This is a genomic window from Leisingera caerulea DSM 24564 (genome assembly GCF_000473325.1).
Classification (GTDB): Bacteria; Pseudomonadota; Alphaproteobacteria; order Rhodobacterales; family Rhodobacteraceae; genus Leisingera; species Leisingera caerulea.
Window position 1 is genome coordinate 65,237 of sequence record NZ_AXBI01000012.1, and the last position, 17,968, is coordinate 83,204.

The 17,968-nt window shown below is 64.1% G+C and carries 17 protein-coding genes; 6 read left to right on the forward strand and 11 right to left on the reverse strand.

All coding sequences use genetic code 11. The annotated features are described in order from the left end of the window. Nucleotides 1-43 precede the first annotated feature (43 nt). The 4 genes from bhcD to bhcA form a co-directional block, all read right to left on the reverse strand. A complete protein-coding gene (bhcD, locus tag CAER_RS0102015) occupies nucleotides 44-1,009 on the reverse strand; it encodes an iminosuccinate reductase BhcD (protein ID WP_027233838.1) in 966 nt (321 codons plus the stop codon). Nucleotides 1,010-1,213: 204 nt separating this feature from the next. Continuing rightward, entirely contained in the window at nucleotides 1,214-2,377 is a 1,164-nt protein-coding gene (gene bhcC, locus CAER_RS0102020) for a 3-hydroxy-D-aspartate aldolase BhcC (RefSeq protein WP_027233839.1), read from the reverse strand. 16 nt (nucleotides 2,378-2,393) lie between these two features. Next, nucleotides 2,394-3,362, reverse strand: coding sequence for a beta-hydroxyaspartate dehydratase BhcB (bhcB, locus tag CAER_RS0102025; RefSeq protein ID WP_027233840.1), 969 nt, complete (start codon nucleotides 3,360-3,362; stop codon nucleotides 2,394-2,396). After that, the gene (gene bhcA, locus CAER_RS0102030; protein WP_027233841.1) at nucleotides 3,362-4,552 is read right to left on the reverse strand and encodes an L-aspartate--glyoxylate aminotransferase BhcA; all 1,191 of its coding nucleotides are present in this window, start codon (nucleotides 4,550-4,552) and stop codon (nucleotides 3,362-3,364) included. The genes bhcB and bhcA overlap by 1 nt, the downstream gene beginning before the upstream one ends. 198 nt (nucleotides 4,553-4,750) lie before the next feature. On the opposite strand from bhcA, the gene bhcR reads away from it, so the two are divergent. Continuing rightward, nucleotides 4,751-5,584: an HTH-type transcriptional regulator BhcR gene (gene bhcR / locus CAER_RS0102035; protein WP_027233842.1), complete on the forward strand. Its 834-nt coding sequence runs from the start codon at nucleotides 4,751-4,753 to the stop codon at nucleotides 5,582-5,584. A 51-nt stretch (nucleotides 5,585-5,635) separates the two neighbouring features. Here bhcR and CAER_RS0102040 read toward each other — a convergent pair whose 3' ends face one another. From CAER_RS0102040 to CAER_RS0102070, 7 genes are all read right to left on the reverse strand, one after another. Further along, nucleotides 5,636-6,466 carry a bifunctional allantoicase/(S)-ureidoglycine aminohydrolase gene (locus tag CAER_RS0102040; protein ID WP_027233843.1) on the reverse strand — a complete coding sequence of 277 codons (831 nt, stop codon included), beginning with the start codon at nucleotides 6,464-6,466 and terminating at the stop codon, nucleotides 5,636-5,638. Between the two features lie 126 nt (nucleotides 6,467-6,592). Then, complete coding sequence (modC, locus tag CAER_RS0102045; RefSeq protein ID WP_027233844.1) at nucleotides 6,593-7,678, reverse strand: molybdenum ABC transporter ATP-binding protein; 1,086 nt, start codon at nucleotides 7,676-7,678, stop codon at nucleotides 6,593-6,595. Then, a complete protein-coding gene (modB, locus tag CAER_RS0102050) occupies nucleotides 7,678-8,382 on the reverse strand; it encodes a molybdate ABC transporter permease subunit (RefSeq protein WP_027233845.1) in 705 nt (234 codons plus the stop codon). The genes modC and modB overlap by 1 nt, the downstream gene beginning before the upstream one ends. Next, complete coding sequence (gene modA / locus CAER_RS0102055) at nucleotides 8,379-9,092, reverse strand: molybdate ABC transporter substrate-binding protein (protein ID WP_051357646.1); 714 nt, start codon at nucleotides 9,090-9,092, stop codon at nucleotides 8,379-8,381. The genes modB and modA overlap by 4 nt, the downstream gene beginning before the upstream one ends. Nucleotides 9,093-9,287: 195 nt before the next feature. After that, on the reverse strand, nucleotides 9,288-9,851 hold the full coding sequence (locus CAER_RS0102060) for a chemotaxis protein CheD (RefSeq protein ID WP_027233847.1): 564 nt from the start codon (nucleotides 9,849-9,851) through the stop codon (nucleotides 9,288-9,290). Between the two features lie 26 nt (nucleotides 9,852-9,877). Next, complete coding sequence (locus CAER_RS0102065) at nucleotides 9,878-10,822, reverse strand: CheB methylesterase domain-containing protein (protein WP_051357647.1); 945 nt, start codon at nucleotides 10,820-10,822, stop codon at nucleotides 9,878-9,880. A gap of 167 nt (nucleotides 10,823-10,989) precedes the next feature. Continuing rightward, nucleotides 10,990-13,362, reverse strand: a complete 2,373-nt coding sequence (locus CAER_RS0102070) for a methyl-accepting chemotaxis protein (protein ID WP_027233849.1) — start codon at nucleotides 13,360-13,362, stop codon at nucleotides 10,990-10,992. 413 nt (nucleotides 13,363-13,775) lie between these two features. Here CAER_RS0102070 and CAER_RS0102075 point away from each other — a divergent pair, with 413 nt between their 5' ends. Genes CAER_RS0102075 through CAER_RS0102095 form a run of 5 tightly spaced genes read left to right on the forward strand, consistent with a single transcriptional unit; the run spans nucleotide 13,776 to nucleotide 17,936 of the window. Further along, on the forward strand, nucleotides 13,776-14,063 hold the full coding sequence (locus tag CAER_RS0102075; RefSeq protein ID WP_008558454.1) for an STAS domain-containing protein: 288 nt from the start codon (nucleotides 13,776-13,778) through the stop codon (nucleotides 14,061-14,063). Next, nucleotides 14,060-14,434 (forward strand): response regulator, encoded by a 375-nt coding sequence (locus tag CAER_RS0102080; RefSeq protein WP_027233850.1) that lies wholly within the window; start codon nucleotides 14,060-14,062, stop codon nucleotides 14,432-14,434. The genes CAER_RS0102075 and CAER_RS0102080 overlap by 4 nt, the downstream gene beginning before the upstream one ends. 1 nt (nucleotide 14,435) lies before the next feature. Further along, the gene (locus CAER_RS0102085) at nucleotides 14,436-16,604 is read left to right on the forward strand and encodes a chemotaxis protein CheA (protein WP_027233851.1); all 2,169 of its coding nucleotides are present in this window, start codon (nucleotides 14,436-14,438) and stop codon (nucleotides 16,602-16,604) included. After that, the gene (locus tag CAER_RS0102090; protein ID WP_019297432.1) at nucleotides 16,594-17,076 is read left to right on the forward strand and encodes a chemotaxis protein CheW; all 483 of its coding nucleotides are present in this window, start codon (nucleotides 16,594-16,596) and stop codon (nucleotides 17,074-17,076) included. The genes CAER_RS0102085 and CAER_RS0102090 overlap by 11 nt, the downstream gene beginning before the upstream one ends. Further along, nucleotides 17,073-17,936 (forward strand): CheR family methyltransferase, encoded by an 864-nt coding sequence (locus tag CAER_RS0102095; protein WP_027233852.1) that lies wholly within the window; start codon nucleotides 17,073-17,075, stop codon nucleotides 17,934-17,936. Before CAER_RS0102090 ends, CAER_RS0102095 begins: the two co-directional genes overlap by 4 nt. Nucleotides 17,937-17,968 lie beyond the last annotated feature (32 nt).

Sequence of the window (17,968 nt, forward strand, 5' to 3'; positions counted from 1 at the left end):
GCGCCCTTGCGGCGCCCTTCTTTTTTGCTGGTTTTACTGTCGTTCAGAAATCGACCTCAATCGCGACGCCTTTTTCGACCGCCACGTCCACAACCGAGGCCGCAACGGCCAGATCCTGCAGGCCGACGCCGGTGCCGTCGAACAGGGTGATCTGATCGTCCGAGGTGCGGCCCGGATTGGTGCCATTGATCACCGCGCCGATCTGGGCGACGTCTGCTTCCTGGATCAGACCCTGCGTCACCGCGTGCTGCGCCTCGCCGATGGAAATGGACTGGGCGACCTCATCGGTGAACACATCTGCCTTGACCAGCAGCTGGGGGTCCACCTCCTGCTTGCCCTTGGTGTCGGTGCCCATGCAGGCGATGTGGGTGCCGGGGCTGACCTGATCCGCTTTCAGGATCGCGTCGAAGGACGAAGTGATCGAGATGATCACATCCGCCTCGCGCATGCCGTCCAGCTCGACCGCTTCAAAGGGCAGCCCTGCCTCGTCCGCCACCTCTTGCAGGTTCGGCAGCATTTCGGGGTGCAGGTTCCAGCCGATGACCTTCTCAAACTCTCGCTGCTCCAGCGCTGCGCGCAGCTGGAATTTGGCCTGGTGGCCTGCGCCGATCATGCCGATCACCTTTGCGTCCTGGCGGGCCAGATGCTTGATCGACACAGAGGACGCAGCGGCAGTACGCAGCGCGGTCAGCAGGTTGCCGCCCACCATTGCTTTCACCTTGCCGGTGTCGGGGTCGAACAGGAATACAGTGGACTGGTGGTTGATCAGCCCGCGCTTTTCCAGGTTGTTCGGCCAGTAGCCGCCGGCCTTAAGGCCCAGCGTCAGGCCTGCGCGGTCAAAACCGCCCTTGAACCCGTATAGCGCGTCTTCGTGGCCGATTGCCTCGCGCACCACGGGGAAATTGCAGGCATCGCCTGCGGCCATGGCGGCAAAGACCTTCTCGACCGCATCGAACGAGGCTTCGCGGGTCACAAGATCCGCAATCGCCTTTTCCGGAACGATATACATGTCTGTTTCTCCTTACTTTTCTATAGGGCCGGCAAAGCACTTGCGAAGGGCAGCGCCCGACCCTGGGAGGAAGCGAAAGCGCCCTCCCGTGGGGAGGGTCGGGCGCTGCCCGGGCTTTCCGCCCGAGCGGATTTAGCCAACCGTCTGCCCAAAAAGCCGGCGGAGGGCGGCATGCGCACCTCCGCCAGTTCGGGGATCGTTTGCTTAGTAGGCTTTGCCGCGGGCCGAGACGGGCCAGACGGTTTCGACCTTGCCGTTCCGGACACCGACGTACCAGTCATGCACGTTGGCGGTCGGGTCGCAGTGGCCGGGCACCAGGCGCAGCTTGTCGCCCACCTTTAGCGCGCCGTTCGGGTCGGAGACCACACCGTGCTCGTCCGAGCATTTGATGTATTCCACGTCGTCGCGGCCGAAGATGAAGGGCAACCCGCTGTCCACCGATTGCGCCTTGAGGCCCGCGTCCACGATGGCCTTGTCGGCCTTGGCGTGGCTCATCACCTGGGTCAGCAGGAAGAAGGCGTTTTCCCATTCGCCCTGGTCGATCCGGTTGCCGTCCTTGTCCAGAATGCGGCCATAGTCCGCGTCCATGAAAGCGTAGGAGCCGCACTGCAACTCGTTGTAAACGCCCGAGTTCGACTCAAAGTAGTAGGAGCCAGTGCCACCGCCGGAAACCAGCTCGCACGCGATACCTTCCTTCTTCAGGCCCTCAACTGCATCGGCAACCTGCGCGATGGCAATGTCCAGCTTGGCCTTGCGGTCCTCATAGCTGTCCATGTGCTGCATCGCGCCCTGATAGGCCTGGATGCCGGAGAACTTGAGGTTATCTGCCGCGTTCACCGCCTTGGCAATCTCGACCACCGCTTCGGTGGTCGTCACGCCGCAGCGGCCTGCGCCGCAGTCGATCTCGACAAAGACTTCCAACTCGGTGCCGTGCTTCTGCGCCGCTGCCGACAGGTCGGCCACGTTGTCCAGATCATCGACGCAAACGATGGTGCGCGCGCCGAGCTTGGGCAGGCGGGCCAGACGGTCGATCTTCTGCGGGTCGCGCACCTGGTTGGAGACCAGGATGTCCTTGATGCCGCCGCGGGCAAAGACCTCAGCCTCTGACACCTTCTGGCAGCAGACGCCAACCGCGCCGCCGAGTTCTTCCTGCAGCTTGGCCACATCCACCGATTTGTGCATCTTGCCGTGGACACGGTGGCGCATGCCATGCGCCTTGGCGTAATCACCCATCTTCTTGATGTTGCGCTCCAGCGCGTCTAGGTCGAGGACCAGCGCCGGGGTCTGGATGTCAGCCTCGTCCATGCCCGGGATTGCCGGAACGTCATAGCCGACTTCGAGCTGATCAAAATTTGTCTGTGCGTTCATAGTGATATTCCCCAGTTTAGCTGTTCATCCAGGGCAGCTTGTCGAGGTCGACATTGCCGCCGGTGACGATCAGGCCCACGCGTTTGCCCGCGAAGGCGTCCTTGTTTTTCAGAATGATGGCGAGCGGCACCGCGGAGGACGGCTCCATCACGATGCGCAGGTGCTTCCAGATCAGTTTCATCGCGTCGATGATCTCCGCATCGGACGCGGTGTAGATCTCGCTGACGTGGTTGCTGACGAAGTGCCAGGTCAGGTCCTTGAGCGGGACCAGCAGCCCGTCGGCGATGGTCTTGGGCGCATCATCGGCGATGATGTAGCCCGCCTTGAAGCTGCGGTAGGCGTCGTCTGCCTGCTCCGGCTCCGCGGCAATCACCTGGGTTTCCGGCGCCAGCGTCGACAGCGTCAGGCAGGTGCCCGAGATCATGCCGCCGCCGCCGATCGGCGCGACAACCATGTCGAGGCCATCGGTCTGCTCCACGAATTCCTTGGCGCAGGTGCCCTGCCCAGCAATCACGCGCGGGTCATTATACGGATGCACGAAATCGCCGCCAGTCTCGGCTTGCACCTTGGCAAAGGTCTCCTCACGCGAGCTGGTCGAGGGCTCGCATTCGGTGATCCTGCCGCCATAGCGGCGCACGGTGTCTTTCTTGGCCTGCGGCGCGGTGCGCGGCATCACCACGTTGCACGGGATGCCGCGCAGCATGGCTGCGTAGGACAGGCAGGAGGCATGGTTGCCCGAAGAATGCGTCGCCACGCCCTTCTTCGCCTGTTCCTCATCCAGCCCGAACACCGCGTTGCTCGCGCCGCGCACCTTAAAGGCGCCCGGCTCCTGGAAGTTCTCGCACTTGAAGAACAGCTCCGCCCCGGTCAGCTCATTCAGATAATCCGAGGTGCGCACCGGCGTGCGGCGGATATGGGGCTGGATGCGCTCATGCGCAGCCAGCATGTCCTCGTAGGTCGGGATATACATAGCGGTATCCTTCATCAGGCGGCAGCCTTGGCGCTGGAGGCGGTGTTGCCGCGGTAGTAGTCCTGCGCCGCCGCCACGCCAGAGCCCAGCGGGATGTCGAGGCCCAGGTCGGCCATGACCATTTCGGCGGTGGCAATGCCCGAAAGCGCCATCACGTCGGTCAGGCTGCCCAGGTGGCCGATGCGGAAAACCTTGCCCGCGACCTCGCCCAGGCCGGTGCCGAATGCGACGCCGTATTTCTCGGCCGCCAGGCTCACGAACTTGTTGGCGTCAAAGCCGTCCGGCGTGCGGATTGCGCTGACGCTGTCGGAGTAGACATCCGGCGACACGGCGCACAGCTCCAGCCCCCAGGCACGGACCGCAGCGCGAACGCCCTCGGCAATCCGGTGGTGGCGGGCAAAGACGCGCTCCAGCCCTTCGTCCAGCAGCATACCACAAGCCATGTTCAGACCGTTTAGCAGACCGACAGAGGGCGTGTAGGGATAGGCGCTGTTGGCATAGCCGTTGGCCATGTCCTTGATATCAAAGAAGGTGCGCGGCAGGGTCGCGGTCTCTGCCGCCTTCATTGCCTTGGGCGAGAAGCCGACAATGGCCAGCCCCGGCGGCAGCATGAAACCCTTCTGCGAGCCGGTGACGGCAATATCGACACCCCATTCATCCATCCGGAAGTCCATCGAGGCGATGGAGGACACGCCATCAACGAACAGCAGCGCCGGGTGGCCTGCGGCGTCCAGCGCGCGGCGGACGGCGGCGATGTCGGATTTGACGCCGGTAGCGGTCTCGTTGTGGGTCGCCAGAACCACCTTGATCTGGTGCGATGTGTCGGCGGTCAGGATTTCCTCGTAACGGTCGGCAGGCAGGCCCTCACCCCAAGGGGTTTCGACGACCTGAACATCCAGCCCGTGGCGCTGGCACATGTCGATCCAGCGGTGGCTGAACATGCCGTTGCGGGCGGCCAGGATCTTGTCGCCTGCGTTCAGCGTGTTGGTGATCGCGGTTTCCCAGCCGCCGGTGCCGGTCGACGGAAACACAAAGATCTCAGCAGTCTCGCTTTTCAGAACCTTCTTCACCCCGGCCAGCGCCGGATGCAGGATCTGGCCGAACAGCGGCGAGCGGTGGTCCAGCGTCGGCATATCCACTGCCTTGCGCAGCGCTTCGGGCATATTGGTCGGACCGGGGATGAAAACCGGATTTTGAAAGCTCATGTCGTGCCCTCCTGTGGCGATTTCCTTCACTTTAAGGGGGCACTCCGCGCAGGTAAATTTTTTTGAAAAAAGCTTTCAGAAACGCAGGAAGGCGCAGATTTTCTCATAAATTCAGGCACTTTAGTTTTTTCACTGTACAGAAGTGATTTTCAGTTTTATCCATAAGCTGCTTATTGAATTGCCTCGGGAGGCCAGAAAATGCCGCCATCACCGCGCCGCAAGGGCCGCCCAAAAAGCTTTGATTCCGCGAGCCAGCCGCCCACGATTCAATCGCTCGACCGGGCGCTCGACGTGCTGGATGCGCTGGCGGGCGCCAGCGGCATGACGCTGACGGAACTGTCCACGGCGCTGGATCAGTCGGCGGCCACCATGTACCGGGTGCTGGCCACGCTGGAGGCGCGCCAGATCGTCGAGATGGAGCCGCAGTCCCAGACCTGGCACATTGGTGCGATGGCGTTCCGGCTTGGCTCCGCCTTCCTGCGCCGTTCCAGCGTGATCGAACGGGCGCGGCCGGTGATGCGGGAACTGATGGAGGCAACGGGCGAGACCTCGAACCTCGGCATCGAGCGCGGCGGCGACGTGATGTTTGTGAGCCAGGTGGAAACCCATGAATCGATCCGCGCCTTCTTTCCGCCCGGCACCACCTCACCGATGCACGCGTCGGGCATCGGCAAGGCGCTGCTCAGCTGTTTCGGTGAGGATCAGCTGACCCGCTTCCTGCGCGGCCGGACGCTGGAGCAATTCACGGATAAAACCCTGACCTCCGCCGACACCTTGCGCGAAGACCTGGCGCAGATCCGCAGCCGGGGCTGGTCCTTCGACGATGAGGAAAAGGCCCCGGGCATGCGCTGCGTGGCGGCGCCTGTGTTCGGAATGCAGGGTGAGGTGCTGGCGGGGATCTCTGTCTCGGGCCCCGCCGCCCGGATGCCCGACGCGCGCATCAACGACATCGGCGCCCTGGTCAGGGGCGCCGCAGAGAAACTGTCCTATGGATTGGGTGCGCCGCCGGCAGAGCAGTCTCCGCCCGGCTGACAAGCCGGGCAGCGCCCGGGCACATTTTCAGGCCAGGCGCTCCCCCCGCTGTCAGCGCAGCGGTGCCAGCGGCATATGCCGGTTCACGTCCTTGTACAGCAGATAGCGGAACTTGCCCGGCCCGCCCGCGTAACAGGCCTGCGGGCAGAAGGCGCGCAGCCACATGTAGTCGCCGGCCTCAACCTCGACCCAGTCCTGGTTCAGCCGGTAGACCGCCTTGCCCTCCAGCACATACAGGCCGTGCTCCATCACATGCGTTTCGGCAAAGGGGATCACCGCGCCGGGCTCAAAGGTGACGATGGTCACATGCATGTCGTGGCGCAGGTCGACGGGGTCCACGAAACGCGTAGTAGCCCATTTGCCCTCGGTCCCCGGCATCGGAGTCGGATCGACGCGGTTTTCGTTGGTGACAAAGGCCTCCGGCGCGTCGAGGCCTGCAACCGCCTGATAGGCCTTGCGGATCCAGTGAAAGCGCACCGGCGCATCGCCGTTGTTGCGCAGACTCCAGCCGGCATCGGGCGGCAGGAAGGCATAACCGCCCTCCTCCATTTCATGCGCGGTGCCGTCGATGGTCAGCGTCATGGCCCCTTGGACGACGAACAGAACCGCCTCGGTCCCCGGTTCGGTCTCAGGGCGGTCACTGCCGCCGCCGGGCTGCACCTCGGCGATGTACTGGGAAAACGTCTCGGCAAAGCCCGACAGGGGCCGCGACAGCACCCAGAACCGCGCCTTGTCCCAGAACGGCAGCAGGCTCGCCACAATATCGCTCATCGTGCCCTTGGGAATGACCGCATAGGCCTCGGTGAACATCGCCCGGTCGGTGAGCAGCTGGGTCTGCGGCGGCAGCCCGCCTTCCGGTGCGTAATAGGATCGTTTGGTCATGGGCTGCCTTTCCTGCTGAACTGCTGCCCCTATTGATACCCGCGCTGCGCGCGCAACCGAACTTATTTCCGTATCAAGATTACCTGAAGGATTATTGCGGAAAATTTGAAAGCAAGGGCCTCCGCCCTATCCGGCCCCGCCAATATCCTCCGGCGCGATGGAGACGGTTTTAACCACGGCAAAGCAGTCCGCCCCGGCCTCCAGCTCCAGCGCCTGCGCCGAGCGCCGCGTGACCCGGGCCAGCACCCGCCCTGCCGGCGTCCGCAGCGAGACCATGGCGCCGGGACCGCTGCCGGTGCGGACATGCTCAACCGTGCCCGGCAGGATGTTGAGCGCTGACAGGCCTTCGGGGCGCTGGCGCGACAGGATCACCTCATGCGCCGAGATCCGCACCCGCACCTGGCTGCCCGGTGCTTTGGTAATTTGCGGCAGGAACAGCGGCACGCCGCCCGCTTCCAGTTCTGTCAGCCCGTCCGCGTGGTGGAGGGCCACCCGTGCCTCCAGCAGGGCGCCGGCCGCGCGCACGCCCGCAGGCATGACAGCCGGATCGCCCAGCACCTCTGCCGCGCTGCCCTGGCGTTGCACTTTGCCGTCCTGCAGCACCACAACCGTTGTCGCCAGCCGGGCCACTTCAGCGGCGGAATGGCTGACATAGAGCATCGGGATGCCAATCTCGTCCCGCAGCCGCTCGAAATAGGGCAGGATCTCCGCCTTGCGAGCCTCATCCAGCGCTGACAGCGGCTCATCCGCCAGGATCATCCGCGGTGCCGACAGGAGGGCCCGGCCAATCGCCACCCGCTGTTTCTCACCGCCCGACAGCCGCCCGGGCCGCCGCTGCAGCAGCGGGCCGATGCCCAGCAGATCCACCACCCGGTCCAGGCTCTCACGTTTGGCGCCGCGGGGCGCAAACCATTGCCCGAACAGCAGATTTTGCCGCACGGTCAGATGCGGAAACAGCCGCCCCTCCTGAAACACATAGCCCATTCGGCGCTTGTGCGGCGGCAGCCAATGCCGCTGGGAGGTGTCAAACAGCACCTCGCCATTCAGCATCACCCGCCCCTGGTCGGGCCGCAACAGGCCGGCAACCGCCTGAATCACCGTGGTTTTGCCGGTGCCGGACCGCCCGAACAGCACGGTGACGCCCGGCGGTGCCTCGAACTGCACATCCAGCCCGAACCCCGTCAGCGAATGTTGCAGAGAAACCGTCAGCATCAGCGCCCCCCGGTCCGGTCAGCCGCCCGCCGCGCCAGGATCTCAGAGAGCAGCAGCGCGCTGAGGGCAATGGCAATCGACACCAGTGTCAGCCGCAACGCTGCCGCCTCCCCGCCTGGCACCTGCAGGAACGTGTAGATCGCCGAGGGCAGCGTCTGCGTCTGCCCCGGAATGCTGGAGACAAAGGTGATGGTTGCCCCGAACTCCCCCATCGCCTTGGCAAAGCCCAGCACGGTGCCGGCAATCAGCCCCGGCAGAATCATCGGCAGGGTGACGGTGGCAAAGCACAGCAGCCGCGATGCGCCCAGGGTTGCGGCGGCCTGCTCCAGCTTCGGATCCACCGCCTCCACCGACAGCCGGATCGCCCGCACCATCAGCGGAAACGCCATGATCCCGGCCGCCAGCGCCGCCCCGGTCCAGCGGAAGGCAAAGACAATGCCGATTTGCTGCAACGCTCCGCCGACCGGCCCCTTGGTGCCAAACACCATCAGCAGCAGGTAGCCGGTCACCACCGGCGGCAGGATCAGCGGCAGGTGCACCAGGCTGTTGACGATCTGCTTGCCGGGAAACTGCCAGCGCGCCAGCGCATAGGCCACGAAAACGGCCAGCGGCAGCGCCGCCAGCGTCGCCCAGAGAGAGACCCGCAGCGACAGCATCACCGCCTGCCACTCCTGCGGCCCCAGCCATGCCGTCTCAGCGCTCACTCCGCCAGCACCCCGAAGCCGTGGCGCAGGAAAATGTCCCGCGCGCCGGGGCTGCGCAGATAGTCCAGAAATTCCCCAGCCCCGGCGGCGTTGCCGCCCGCGACCACGGCTGCTGGATAAACGATGGGCGGGTGGCTTGCCTCCGGAAACACCGCGATGACCGAGACCCTGCTGTCCGCGCGGGCATCGGTCGCGTAGACCACGCCCATCGGTGCCTCGCCGGAGGCCACCAGCGCCAGCGCAGCACGCGCATTGGCGGCCTGCGCCACCTTGGGCGCGACGGTTGGCCAGTGCCCCAACGCAGACAGGGCCGCCTTGCCGTAGATGCCCGCAGGCACCGCATCGGTCAGCGCCATGGCCAGCCGCCCCTCGCCCAGCAGCCCGCCCAGATCAGCGGCTGACAGGTCCAGCGGCGTGGCGTCTTTTCCGTGCGCGATCAGCACCAGGCGGTTGGCCAGCAGGTCCAGGCGCGAGGCCGGATCCACCAGCCCCTCCTGCTGCAAAACGTCCATCCAGCCGGGATTGGCGGAGAGGAACACATCCGCGGGCGCGCCCAGCTGGATCTGCCGTGCCAGCGCCGGGGAGCCGGCGTAGGAAATCGTGACGGGCTGCGCGGTCTCAGACTGGTAGGCGGCGGCGGCCTCATCCAGCGCTGTTTTGGTGCTGGCGGCAGCGAAGACCGTGATCCGGGCCTGCGCCATCGCCGCCATGCCGCATGTCAGCAGCACAGCCGCTGCCAGGCCCCGCCGGAGGCCCGGCAAGATCCGGTAAAGCGATGAGGAAGCCCGGTTTGTTCTCATAACCCCTAAGGGACTACCCGCGCCGGGCAGCGCGGGCAAACGGTATTTGCGTCCGCCCGGTCAGCACCGGGCAGGGCTGTGGTCTGCTCTTGCCGTGCAAGCCCGTCAGAACAGGGTGACAGCGCCTGCGCCGCCTGCCGCCGGCGCCGGTGCCGGAGCCGGGCGTGTTGCGGCGCGCTGCTCCAGTTCGCCGAGCTTGCGGTCGTCCTGCACATGGGTCTGCTGGGCCGCGCCGGAACAGGCGTGGAACCGCACCCTGCGGGCGGAGGTGCCGCCAACACTGGAAGAGATGCAGGGAATGCCCTCGTCGCGCAGGAACCGCTGCACAAAGTCTGCATTGGATGCGCCGATATCCGACAGGTTGGCTGACATCTTGGCGCCGCCAAAGACCTTGGCCTTCAGGTTGGAGCGCGCAGCACCCTTCTTCATAATGCCGTTGATCAGCAGTTCCATCGCGTGAATGCCGTAACGGGCGTTGGCCGCACCGCCCTGGCGGGCATTCGCCAGCAGGAAATGGTTCATTCCGCCGACACCGTTCTCCGGATCGTAAATACACGCCGCGATACACGAGCCAAGCACCGTGGAGAACACGATTTTCGGATCGGTGGTCACCCGGTACTCCCCCTGAAGAACCGTTACGGATTTCGAGTTGGCGAAAACAGTGGTCAAGGCTTTGGTCCCTTCCTGCGGTGTGTTCAGGCTTTGCTGGCCTGTAGTAGTGTGCTGGCCATCCGGACCAGCGGCACCTGCTGCTGCGCGGCGCCGATATCCCAGGCCACTCTGGGCATTCCGTATACGACCGAGGACTTTTCATCCTGGGCAAAGGTCTTGGCACCGGCCTTGCGCAGGTCCAGAAGCCCCCGGGCGCCGTCCTGGCCCATGCCGGTCAGGATGGTGGCAACAACGTCCTTTCCATATGGCACGGCAGAGGTGAACAGAGCGTCAACAGACGGCGTGTGACCGGAAATATCCGGGCCTTCCTTCATCCGCAGCCGCAGCGGCTTGCGGCTGCTCAGCCCCATGTGGCGGCGCTGGCCGGCGGCGATGTAGACATGGCCCGGCTCCAGCGCGATGCCGTCCTCAGCCGCCCGCACCCGCGCCGGGCAGATGCGGTCCAGCAGCGATACCAGGCCGGACCCGAAATTCTTGCCGGTATGCTGCACGATCAGGGTCGGCGGGCAGTCGAAGGGGAAGCCGACCAGAATGCTGCGCAGGGCTTCCACCCCGCCGGTCGAGGATCCGATCAGGATCAGCTTGCGGCTGCCGCCCGCGGCCGGTGCCGGGCGGCTGGCGGTTGCGCGGGCCGCGGCCCGGGGGCTGCGGCGCGGCGCGTTGACCATCATGTCGAAGTACTGGGCGAACTGGCTGGGATGATCGGCCTTAGTCAGCTCGAAGATACCCGCACCGACATCCAGCAGCGGTGAGGATTTGCGCGCCGGAGTGGCGCCCTGGGTGTCCATGACCGAGACCCAGCGGGTATCCATCGCCGAAAACAGCGCCATCATCATCTCGAATTCCGGCAGCTTGGTGAACCCGTCTTCCACAAAGGCAAAAACCGGCTGCGCCGCTTCTGCCTGGTTGTAGGCCATCATCAGGTTGTTCGCCAAATACACCCGCATGCCCGGGTAGGCGGATTCCATGTAGCTTTGCAGGTTTCGGGCAAAGCTGCGGTCGGTGGTAATGATCAATAAGTTTTTTGAAGACAATGGGTTCCCCAGTCAATGTTCGGTGCCATCAGAGTTTCAGGCACAGGTTGCCATGGCCTGAAGGCGCCGCTGACCGGGCAGCGGCGCCTCCGGTGATTTTTTCAGAAGTCCTGCCAGAGATCGCGGGCGGCATTGCCGCTTGCGGCGGCGGATGCCACGGCAGGCGCCGCACTGGCCTCGATCTCCCAATCTTCTTCGCCATGCGCCGAGGGCGCAGGCTTTGCCGCCGGAGCCGCCGGGGCCGCTGCAGGGGCAGGACGGGCCGCAGGGCTGCCGCCTGTCACCCGGAAGCGGGCGACCAGTTCGGCCAGCTTGCTGGCATCCGTGTTCAGCATGTGGCCGGCCGCAGTGGCCTCTTCGACCATTGCCGCGTTCTGCTGAGTCACCTGGTCAAGCTGGGTGACGCCGGTGTTGATCTCATTCAGGCCGGTCGACTGCTCGGCTGCGCCTTCGGCAATGCCGGAGACCAGCTGCGAGATATGGGTGACCCGTTCGACGATGCTTTGCAGCGCCTCGCCGGCCTTGCCGACCAGATCGACGCCGCGCTCCACTTGCTTGGAGCTGTCGCTGATCAGCGTCTTGATCTCCATCGCCGCGTCCGAGGAGCGCTGCGCCAGGGCCCGCACCTCGCTGGCGACCACGGCAAAGCCTTTGCCGGCCTCGCCCGCGCGCGCCGCCTCGACGCCTGCGTTCAGCGCCAGCAGGTTGGTCTGGAAGGCAATGTCGTCGATCACAGAGATGATCTGGCTGATGTGGTTCGAGCTCTGCTCGATCTCGGTCATGGCCGACACCGCGCTTTGCACCACTTCGCGGTTGTTCTCCGCTTCGGTCCGCGCTTCTGCCATGGTTGCTTCGACGCTGCGGGCGCCTTCGGCGGCGGATTTCACCGACGCGGTCAGCTCGTCCAGCGCCGCGGCGGTTTCTTCCAGCGTGGCGGCCTGGCTCTCCGTACGGTGCGACAGGTCATCGGAGGCCTGGCTGATCTCGGCGGCGCCGTTGCGGATACTGCCGGAGGCGTCGATCACCTGCTGCACGGTGCCGCTCAGGTTCGTGACCGTGCTGTTGAAGTTCTCCCGCAGCTGTTCGTATTCCTGCGGGAACGGGCCCCTGATCTCATGCGAGAAATCGCCGTCGGCCAGCTGCACCAGGCCGGTGCTCAGGCTTTCGACCACCTCCTGCTGCTGACGCTGCATCTCGGCGCGCTCCTCTTCCGCGGCGCGGGCCAGTTTCAAGTCGTCCTGCATCGAGACCAGCGTTTTGCCGATCTTGCCGATTTCATCCGAACGGCCGGCCGCGGCGACCTCTGTGTCGAGATTGCCGGAGGATACGGCCTCCATGTCCGTGCAGATCCTGTTGATCGGCTTGGTGATGGAGCGGGCGAAGAGCCAGCCGAGGAACGACATGGCGGCTGCGCAGGCGGCCGAGGCCAGAAGCAGCATGTTGCGCTTCTTTTCCGCCGGGGCCATCAGCTCGGCCAAGTCCTGCTCGGCGATGATCGCCCAATCTGCAAAGGCCAGCGGAAGCGGTTCCGAATAGGCCAGCACGGGATGCCCGTCGAGGCCGGGAACATTTGTCTGGACATGCGATTTACCGTCAAAGGCTTCCACCACCTGCTTGGTTGAGGGGAGCTGCGAGAGCACTTTGAAACCCTCTTCGAATCGCGAATTCGTGCGGGCCTGCATATCCGAACCAACCAAGTAGACTTGGGTGGTTTCGCCCATCCCCTGCTCATTGTTAACGATCGACCCGATCAGGCTGACCGGAATCTGCACCGCCAGCACACCCACGGTGAGATTGGCGTCATTCACAACCGGCGCCGCGGCAAAGCCTGCTGCCTTACCCCCGCTTGCGGCGTAAGGCTCCAAATCGGCAAAGAACACGTCGCCGCGGCTGCCTTCGAGCGCTTCACGGTAGACTTTGGCAAGGCCGGAATCCTTGAACGGTCCCGTCATCATATTGGTGCCGAAATCGTTTTCCTTGAACACCGAATAAACGATGTCGCCAGCCAGGTTGATCAGGAAGGCATCATAGTACCCCTTGCTTTCGATCAGCGTTCTGTAGGCGGGATGAAAGCTCTCGTGATGCATATGATAGGGGGAGTCGCCCTCGGCACGCGCCAGCAGGTGCTTTTCTCCGGCCGGGTGGGGGTTGTTCTCCATATAGGCCTGGCGCAGAATTTCGCCCGGATTTCCCTCCAGGTCGTTCCACGTCATCGTCAGCCATTCAATGGCGGTTGCCGTCGACGGCACAGAGGCCAGCGTCTGGACATCCGCATGTATCCCGTCCAACAAGGTCTGCACCGACAGCTTGCGGTCCGCCACCATGGAGCTCAGCTGGTCCTCGGCATTTGTTTCTGCGCTGCGCTGGAAGCTGAGCGTGCTGATGGTGACGAGAATCGCCGTCACAAGCACAACCAATCCAACAACAAACAACGGCAGCTTATGTGCCAGTTTAAGCGATTTCAGGGCTTTCATTCCGTCCTCCTAAGAGCATCGCGGTCTAGGCCACCGCTAATGATGATGCCGCTCAGGATGCCGCACATACGTTAATTTGCGGCTTACGGCGGGGAAGCCGGACCGCTGTCAACCGCAAAAATGAGCCGGAATCCGCAGCGCATCGGCGTCACTCCGTAAAGGTCCGGTAAACATACAGCCGCTGGCTGTGCGCAACCCGCTGAACACAGCCGAAAACGCGGCCAGGTGATTCCCCGGCCCGGCCGGCCACTGTTAAAAATTGACGGGAATTTCCGCGCGGAATTGCCGTGCGTCTCCTTATGAATCCCCTGCTGAGCGCGCGCGGCGGCAATCAAATGTTAAGGCCCCGCGCCTATGAATTGCTTCATCGAACTCGAATTGATCGCCGACAACGGGGGTGCGAATCGCCGAAAATGACCACGGAAACGCAAAAGCACATTCTGGATCTGCCGAATGCCTTCGCGGAACTGGATCCGCTGATCGCCTTCCTGCAAGGGGCCCGCTCCCGGGCGGTCGAAATCGACTGCAGCAGCGTCGCTCTGATGCCTTCGCGCTGCCTGCAGATTCTGCTCGGAGCAGAGCAGCAGTGGCGGTCCGAGGGGGTAGGCTTCTCAGTCACCAACATCACCGAATCCTGCCGCAAGTCCCTGACGCTTCTGGGGCTGGAGCCCAACCGTTTTGAAGACGAGGAAACAGCATGAAGACCAAAGTTCTGGCAATCGACGATTCCCGCACGATCCGGAATCTTCTGGCCGCAACCCTGGAAGAGGCCGGGTTTGAATACCACTGCGCGGTCGATGGCCGCGAAGGCGTGGACATGTATCCCGATGTCGATCCCGACGTCGTGATCACGGATATCAACATGCCCAACCTCGACGGCTTCGGCGTGATTGAGGAGCTGCGCGGCGCCGGCATCAATTCCAAGGTGCCGATCCTGGTGCTGACCACCGAAAGCGCCCCTGAACTCAAGGCCCGCGCCCGCGGCGCCGGCGCCACCGGCTGGATCACCAAGCCGTTCGACGACGCTTCGCTGATCTTCGCGCTCAAGCGTGTGACTGGAGCTGCGGCCTGAGATGTCGGGGTCGATTCAGGATACCTTCTTTGAGGAGTGCGAAGAGCTCCTTGAAGCAACGGATGAGGGGCTGACCGCTATCGAAGGAGGCGATCAGGACCCCGAGGTTGTCAATGCGATCTTCCGCGCCGTGCACTCGATCAAGGGCGGCGCCGGAGCCTTTGGGCTGGACGACCTGGTGGCCTTTGCCCACCGGTTCGAGACCGTGTTTGACGAAGTGCGCTCCAACCGGCTGGATCTGGACGAGAAACTGATCCAGCTGCTGCTGCGCTCCAGCGACCATCTGTCGGCGCTGGTCGAGGCCGCCCGCGACGGCGGCCAGATCGACGAGGCGCATCACGACACCCTGCTGGCAGCGCTGGACGAATACATCCCCGAAGAGGAGGAGGACCTCACCTTCGAGCCGATGGGGCTTGGCGCTGCCGCTCCGGTCGGCGGCCTGGATATCGCGCCCGCCGCGCCGGCGGTGCCGCAGGAGGAGACCTACCGGATCCGCTTCCAGCCGCTGAAGGAGATGTACGGAACCGGCAACGAACCGTTCTTCCTGTTCCAGGCGCTCAAGGACATGGGCGAGCTGACGGTGGAGCTCGACGAGAATGAGCTGCCCGGCTTCGACTCCATGGACATGGACGAAAGCTATCTGGCGTGGGACCTGGTTCTGGTGACCAAGGAACCCCGGTCGGTGGTCGAGGCGGTCTTCGAGTTTGTCGAAGGCCTGTGCGAGCTGTCTATTGCCGGGGATGGCGATGCTGAGGCGGAGGCAAATGCCCTGGCCGCACTGGACGCAATGTTCAGCGCCCCGCCTGCGCCGCCTGCCGCGGACAGTGCAGACGGCGAGGCCTCTGCCGCCCCTTTTGAACCGCCGGTCCCCGCACCTGAACCCGAAGCCAAGCCGGCAGCTGCCGAAGAAAAGGCATCGGCCCCGAAAGCCGAGAGCGGCAAGCAGGAGCAGCGCGGCGGTCCCAAGCCCACGCTCCGCGTCGAGCTCGAGCGGGTGGACCGGCTGATCAACGCTGTCGGGGAGCTTATCATCAACCATTCGATGCTCGCGCAGCAGATCGCCAATCTCAATGTTTCGGATACCCGGGATGTCGAGACTGAGCTGGAAGGCTTCAAGAACCTGGCGCGCGACATCCAGGAAGGTGTCATGGCCATCCGCGCGCAGCCGGTGAAGCCGCTGTTCCAGCGCATGGCCCGGATCGTGCGCGAGGCGTCGGCCGCCACCGGCAAGACCTGCAAGCTGGTGACCGAGGGCGAAAACACCGAGGTCGACAAGACGGTGATCGAACGGCTGTCCGATCCGCTGACGCATATCCTGCGCAACGCGGTCGACCATGGCGTCGAAAAGCCCGAGGACCGGGAAGCGGCCGGAAAGCAGACCACCGGCGAAATCCGCCTGTCTGCCTCGCACCGCTCCGGCAGCGTCTGCATCGAGATCAAGGACGACGGTGCCGGCGTGAACCGGCCGCGGGTCAAGCAGATCGCCATCGAAAAGGGCCTGATCCCGGAAAATGCCGAGCTGACAGACAGCGAGATCGACAATCTTCTGTTCGCGCCCGGCTTTTCCACCGCCAAGGAGGTGTCCAACCTTTCGGGCCGCGGTGTCGGTATGGATGTGGTGAAGAATGCGGTGACCGGCCTTGGCGGCCGCATCAACATCTCCTCGACCCCGGGCAAGGGTTCGACGTTCACGATCATCCTGCCGCTGACGCTGGCGGTGATGGACGGCATGGTGGTGTCGGTTGCCGATCAGACCATGGTGGTTCCGATCACCTCGATCGTCGAAACCATGCGCGGCAGCGACGACATGATCAACAACCTCGGCGCCGACGGCACCTTGCTGTCGATCCGCGGCAACTTCGTGCCGATCTGCGATGTGGCCGGCGGCCTGGGCCTGTACCGCGAAAGCGACCAGCAGGCCGGCGTCTACCTGCTGGTGGAGACCGAAACCGGCCAGCGCTGTGCCCTGGCGGTGGATGACATCCACGACCAGCGCCAGGTGGTGATCAAAAGCCTGGACGGCGTCTGCGGGGAAATACCCGGCGTCGCCGCCGCAACCATCCTGGGCGATGGCAAGATTGCCATGATCCTGGACCCTGAAAGCATCATTGCGGCTTCGCCCACGGCGGCCGCCTTTGACACCGAGCGGAGATTGAGCAATGCAAGCTGAAGTGAAGCAAACCGATCAGGAAGTGAAGCACGCTGAACACAGCGAGTTCGTCAGCTTCACCGTGGCAGGCCAGGCCTTTTGCCTGAAGATCACCCAGATCCGCGAGATCCGGCGCTGGTCGCCGGTGACCATCCTGCCGCATGCTCCGGCCGATGTGCTGGGGGTGATGAACCTCCGCGGCGCAGTGATCCCGATCTACGACCTGTCGGCACGCTTCGGCTTGCAGCAGACCGAAGCGAGCGAGCGCAATGTGGTCATCGTGGTCTCAGTGCATGGCAAGCCGGTCGGGCTGCTGGCGGAATCGGTCTCGGAGATCATTTCGATCAACCCGGATGACATCCAGGACACCCCGCCGGTCGACAGCCGCAACACGATGGAATACATCCAGGGCATCATCTCGCATGATGACACCATGGTGCGCATCATCAATCTGGATGCGGTGATCTCGGCTCCGGAGCAGGTGATGCCGTGAGCGCAGAAGGTTCCATCACTCCCGCAACTGAAAGCTTCTCGCTCTCGGACCAGGAATTCGAAGCCATTGCGCAGTTTGCGCATAAGCATTTCGGCCTGGCTCTGGCGGCAAGCAAGAAGCCGCTGGTGTCCTCGCGGCTGGCGCGGAAGCTGCGCCAGCGCAATTTCACCAGTTTCAAAGAGTATCTGGCTTGCCTGGACGGCCCCAACGCCGAACAGGAGCGCAGCGGCCTGCTGTCGCTGCTGACCACCAACGTGACCCATTTCTTCCGGGAACCGCACCATTTCGAAACCCTGCGCAACGATGTGCTGCCGCCGCTGATCGAGCAGGCGCGGCGCGGCGGGCGGGTTCGGCTGTGGTCGGCGGGCTGCTCCAACGGGCAGGAACCCTATTCGATTGCCATGACCGTTCTGGACCTGTGCCCGGACGCGGCCAAGCTGGATTTCAAGATCCTGGGCACCGATATCGATCCGGTTGTGGTGCGTCACGCCCAGGCGGCGAAATACCCCGAGGACGAGTTGGCCCAGATCGACGCGAAATACCGGAACCTGGTGCCCGCCCGGGACGCTGAGGGGCGGCTGCCGGACAGCCTGCGCAAGCTGATCACCTTCGGGGTGCTGAACCTGATCGAGCCGTTTCCGTTCCGGGGCAAGTTCGACGCCATCTTTTGCCGCAACGTGGCGATCTATTTCGACAACCCGACCCAGCAGAAGGTTTGGCAGGCCTTCCAGAATGCCCTGAACCCGGGCGGTTATCTCTTCATCGGGCACTCCGAGCGCATGTCCGGCCCGGCAGCGCAGCACCTGAAGACGGCCGGGATCACAACCTATGTCAACTCACCCGCTGGCAGGACTTCCTGACCACGGCTGCAAGCAGAGCAGAAGGAAAGAAA

Bases quoted from the DNA above. Each gene is read 5' to 3' on its own strand.
- bhcD (WP_027233838.1), bottom strand. From the start codon at position 1,009: ATGTATATCGTTCCGGAAAAGGCGATTGCGGATCTTGTGACCCGCGAA.
- bhcC (WP_027233839.1), bottom strand. From the start codon at position 2,377: ATGAACGCACAGACAAATTTTGATCAGCTCGAAGTCGGCTATGACGTT.
- bhcB (WP_027233840.1), bottom strand. From the start codon at position 3,362: ATGAAGGATACCGCTATGTATATCCCGACCTACGAGGACATGCTGGCT.
- bhcA (WP_027233841.1), bottom strand. From the start codon at position 4,552: ATGAGCTTTCAAAATCCGGTTTTCATCCCCGGTCCGACCAATATGCCC.
- bhcR (WP_027233842.1), top strand. From the start codon at position 4,751: ATGCCGCCATCACCGCGCCGCAAGGGCCGCCCAAAAAGCTTTGATTCC.
- CAER_RS0102040 (WP_027233843.1), bottom strand. From the start codon at position 6,466: ATGACCAAACGATCCTATTACGCACCGGAAGGCGGGCTGCCGCCGCAG.
- modC (WP_027233844.1), bottom strand. From the start codon at position 7,678: ATGCTGACGGTTTCTCTGCAACATTCGCTGACGGGGTTCGGGCTGGAT.
- modA (WP_051357646.1), bottom strand. From the start codon at position 9,092: ATGGCGGCGATGGCGCAGGCCCGGATCACGGTCTTCGCTGCCGCCAGC.
- CAER_RS0102065 (WP_051357647.1), bottom strand. From the start codon at position 10,822: ATGGAATCCGCCTACCCGGGCATGCGGGTGTATTTGGCGAACAACCTG.
- CAER_RS0102070 (WP_027233849.1), bottom strand. From the start codon at position 13,362: ATGAAAGCCCTGAAATCGCTTAAACTGGCACATAAGCTGCCGTTGTTT.
- CAER_RS0102075 (WP_008558454.1), top strand. From the start codon at position 13,776: ATGACCACGGAAACGCAAAAGCACATTCTGGATCTGCCGAATGCCTTC.
- CAER_RS0102080 (WP_027233850.1), top strand. From the start codon at position 14,060: ATGAAGACCAAAGTTCTGGCAATCGACGATTCCCGCACGATCCGGAAT.
- CAER_RS0102085 (WP_027233851.1), top strand. From the start codon at position 14,436: ATGTCGGGGTCGATTCAGGATACCTTCTTTGAGGAGTGCGAAGAGCTC.
- CAER_RS0102090 (WP_019297432.1), top strand. From the start codon at position 16,594: ATGCAAGCTGAAGTGAAGCAAACCGATCAGGAAGTGAAGCACGCTGAA.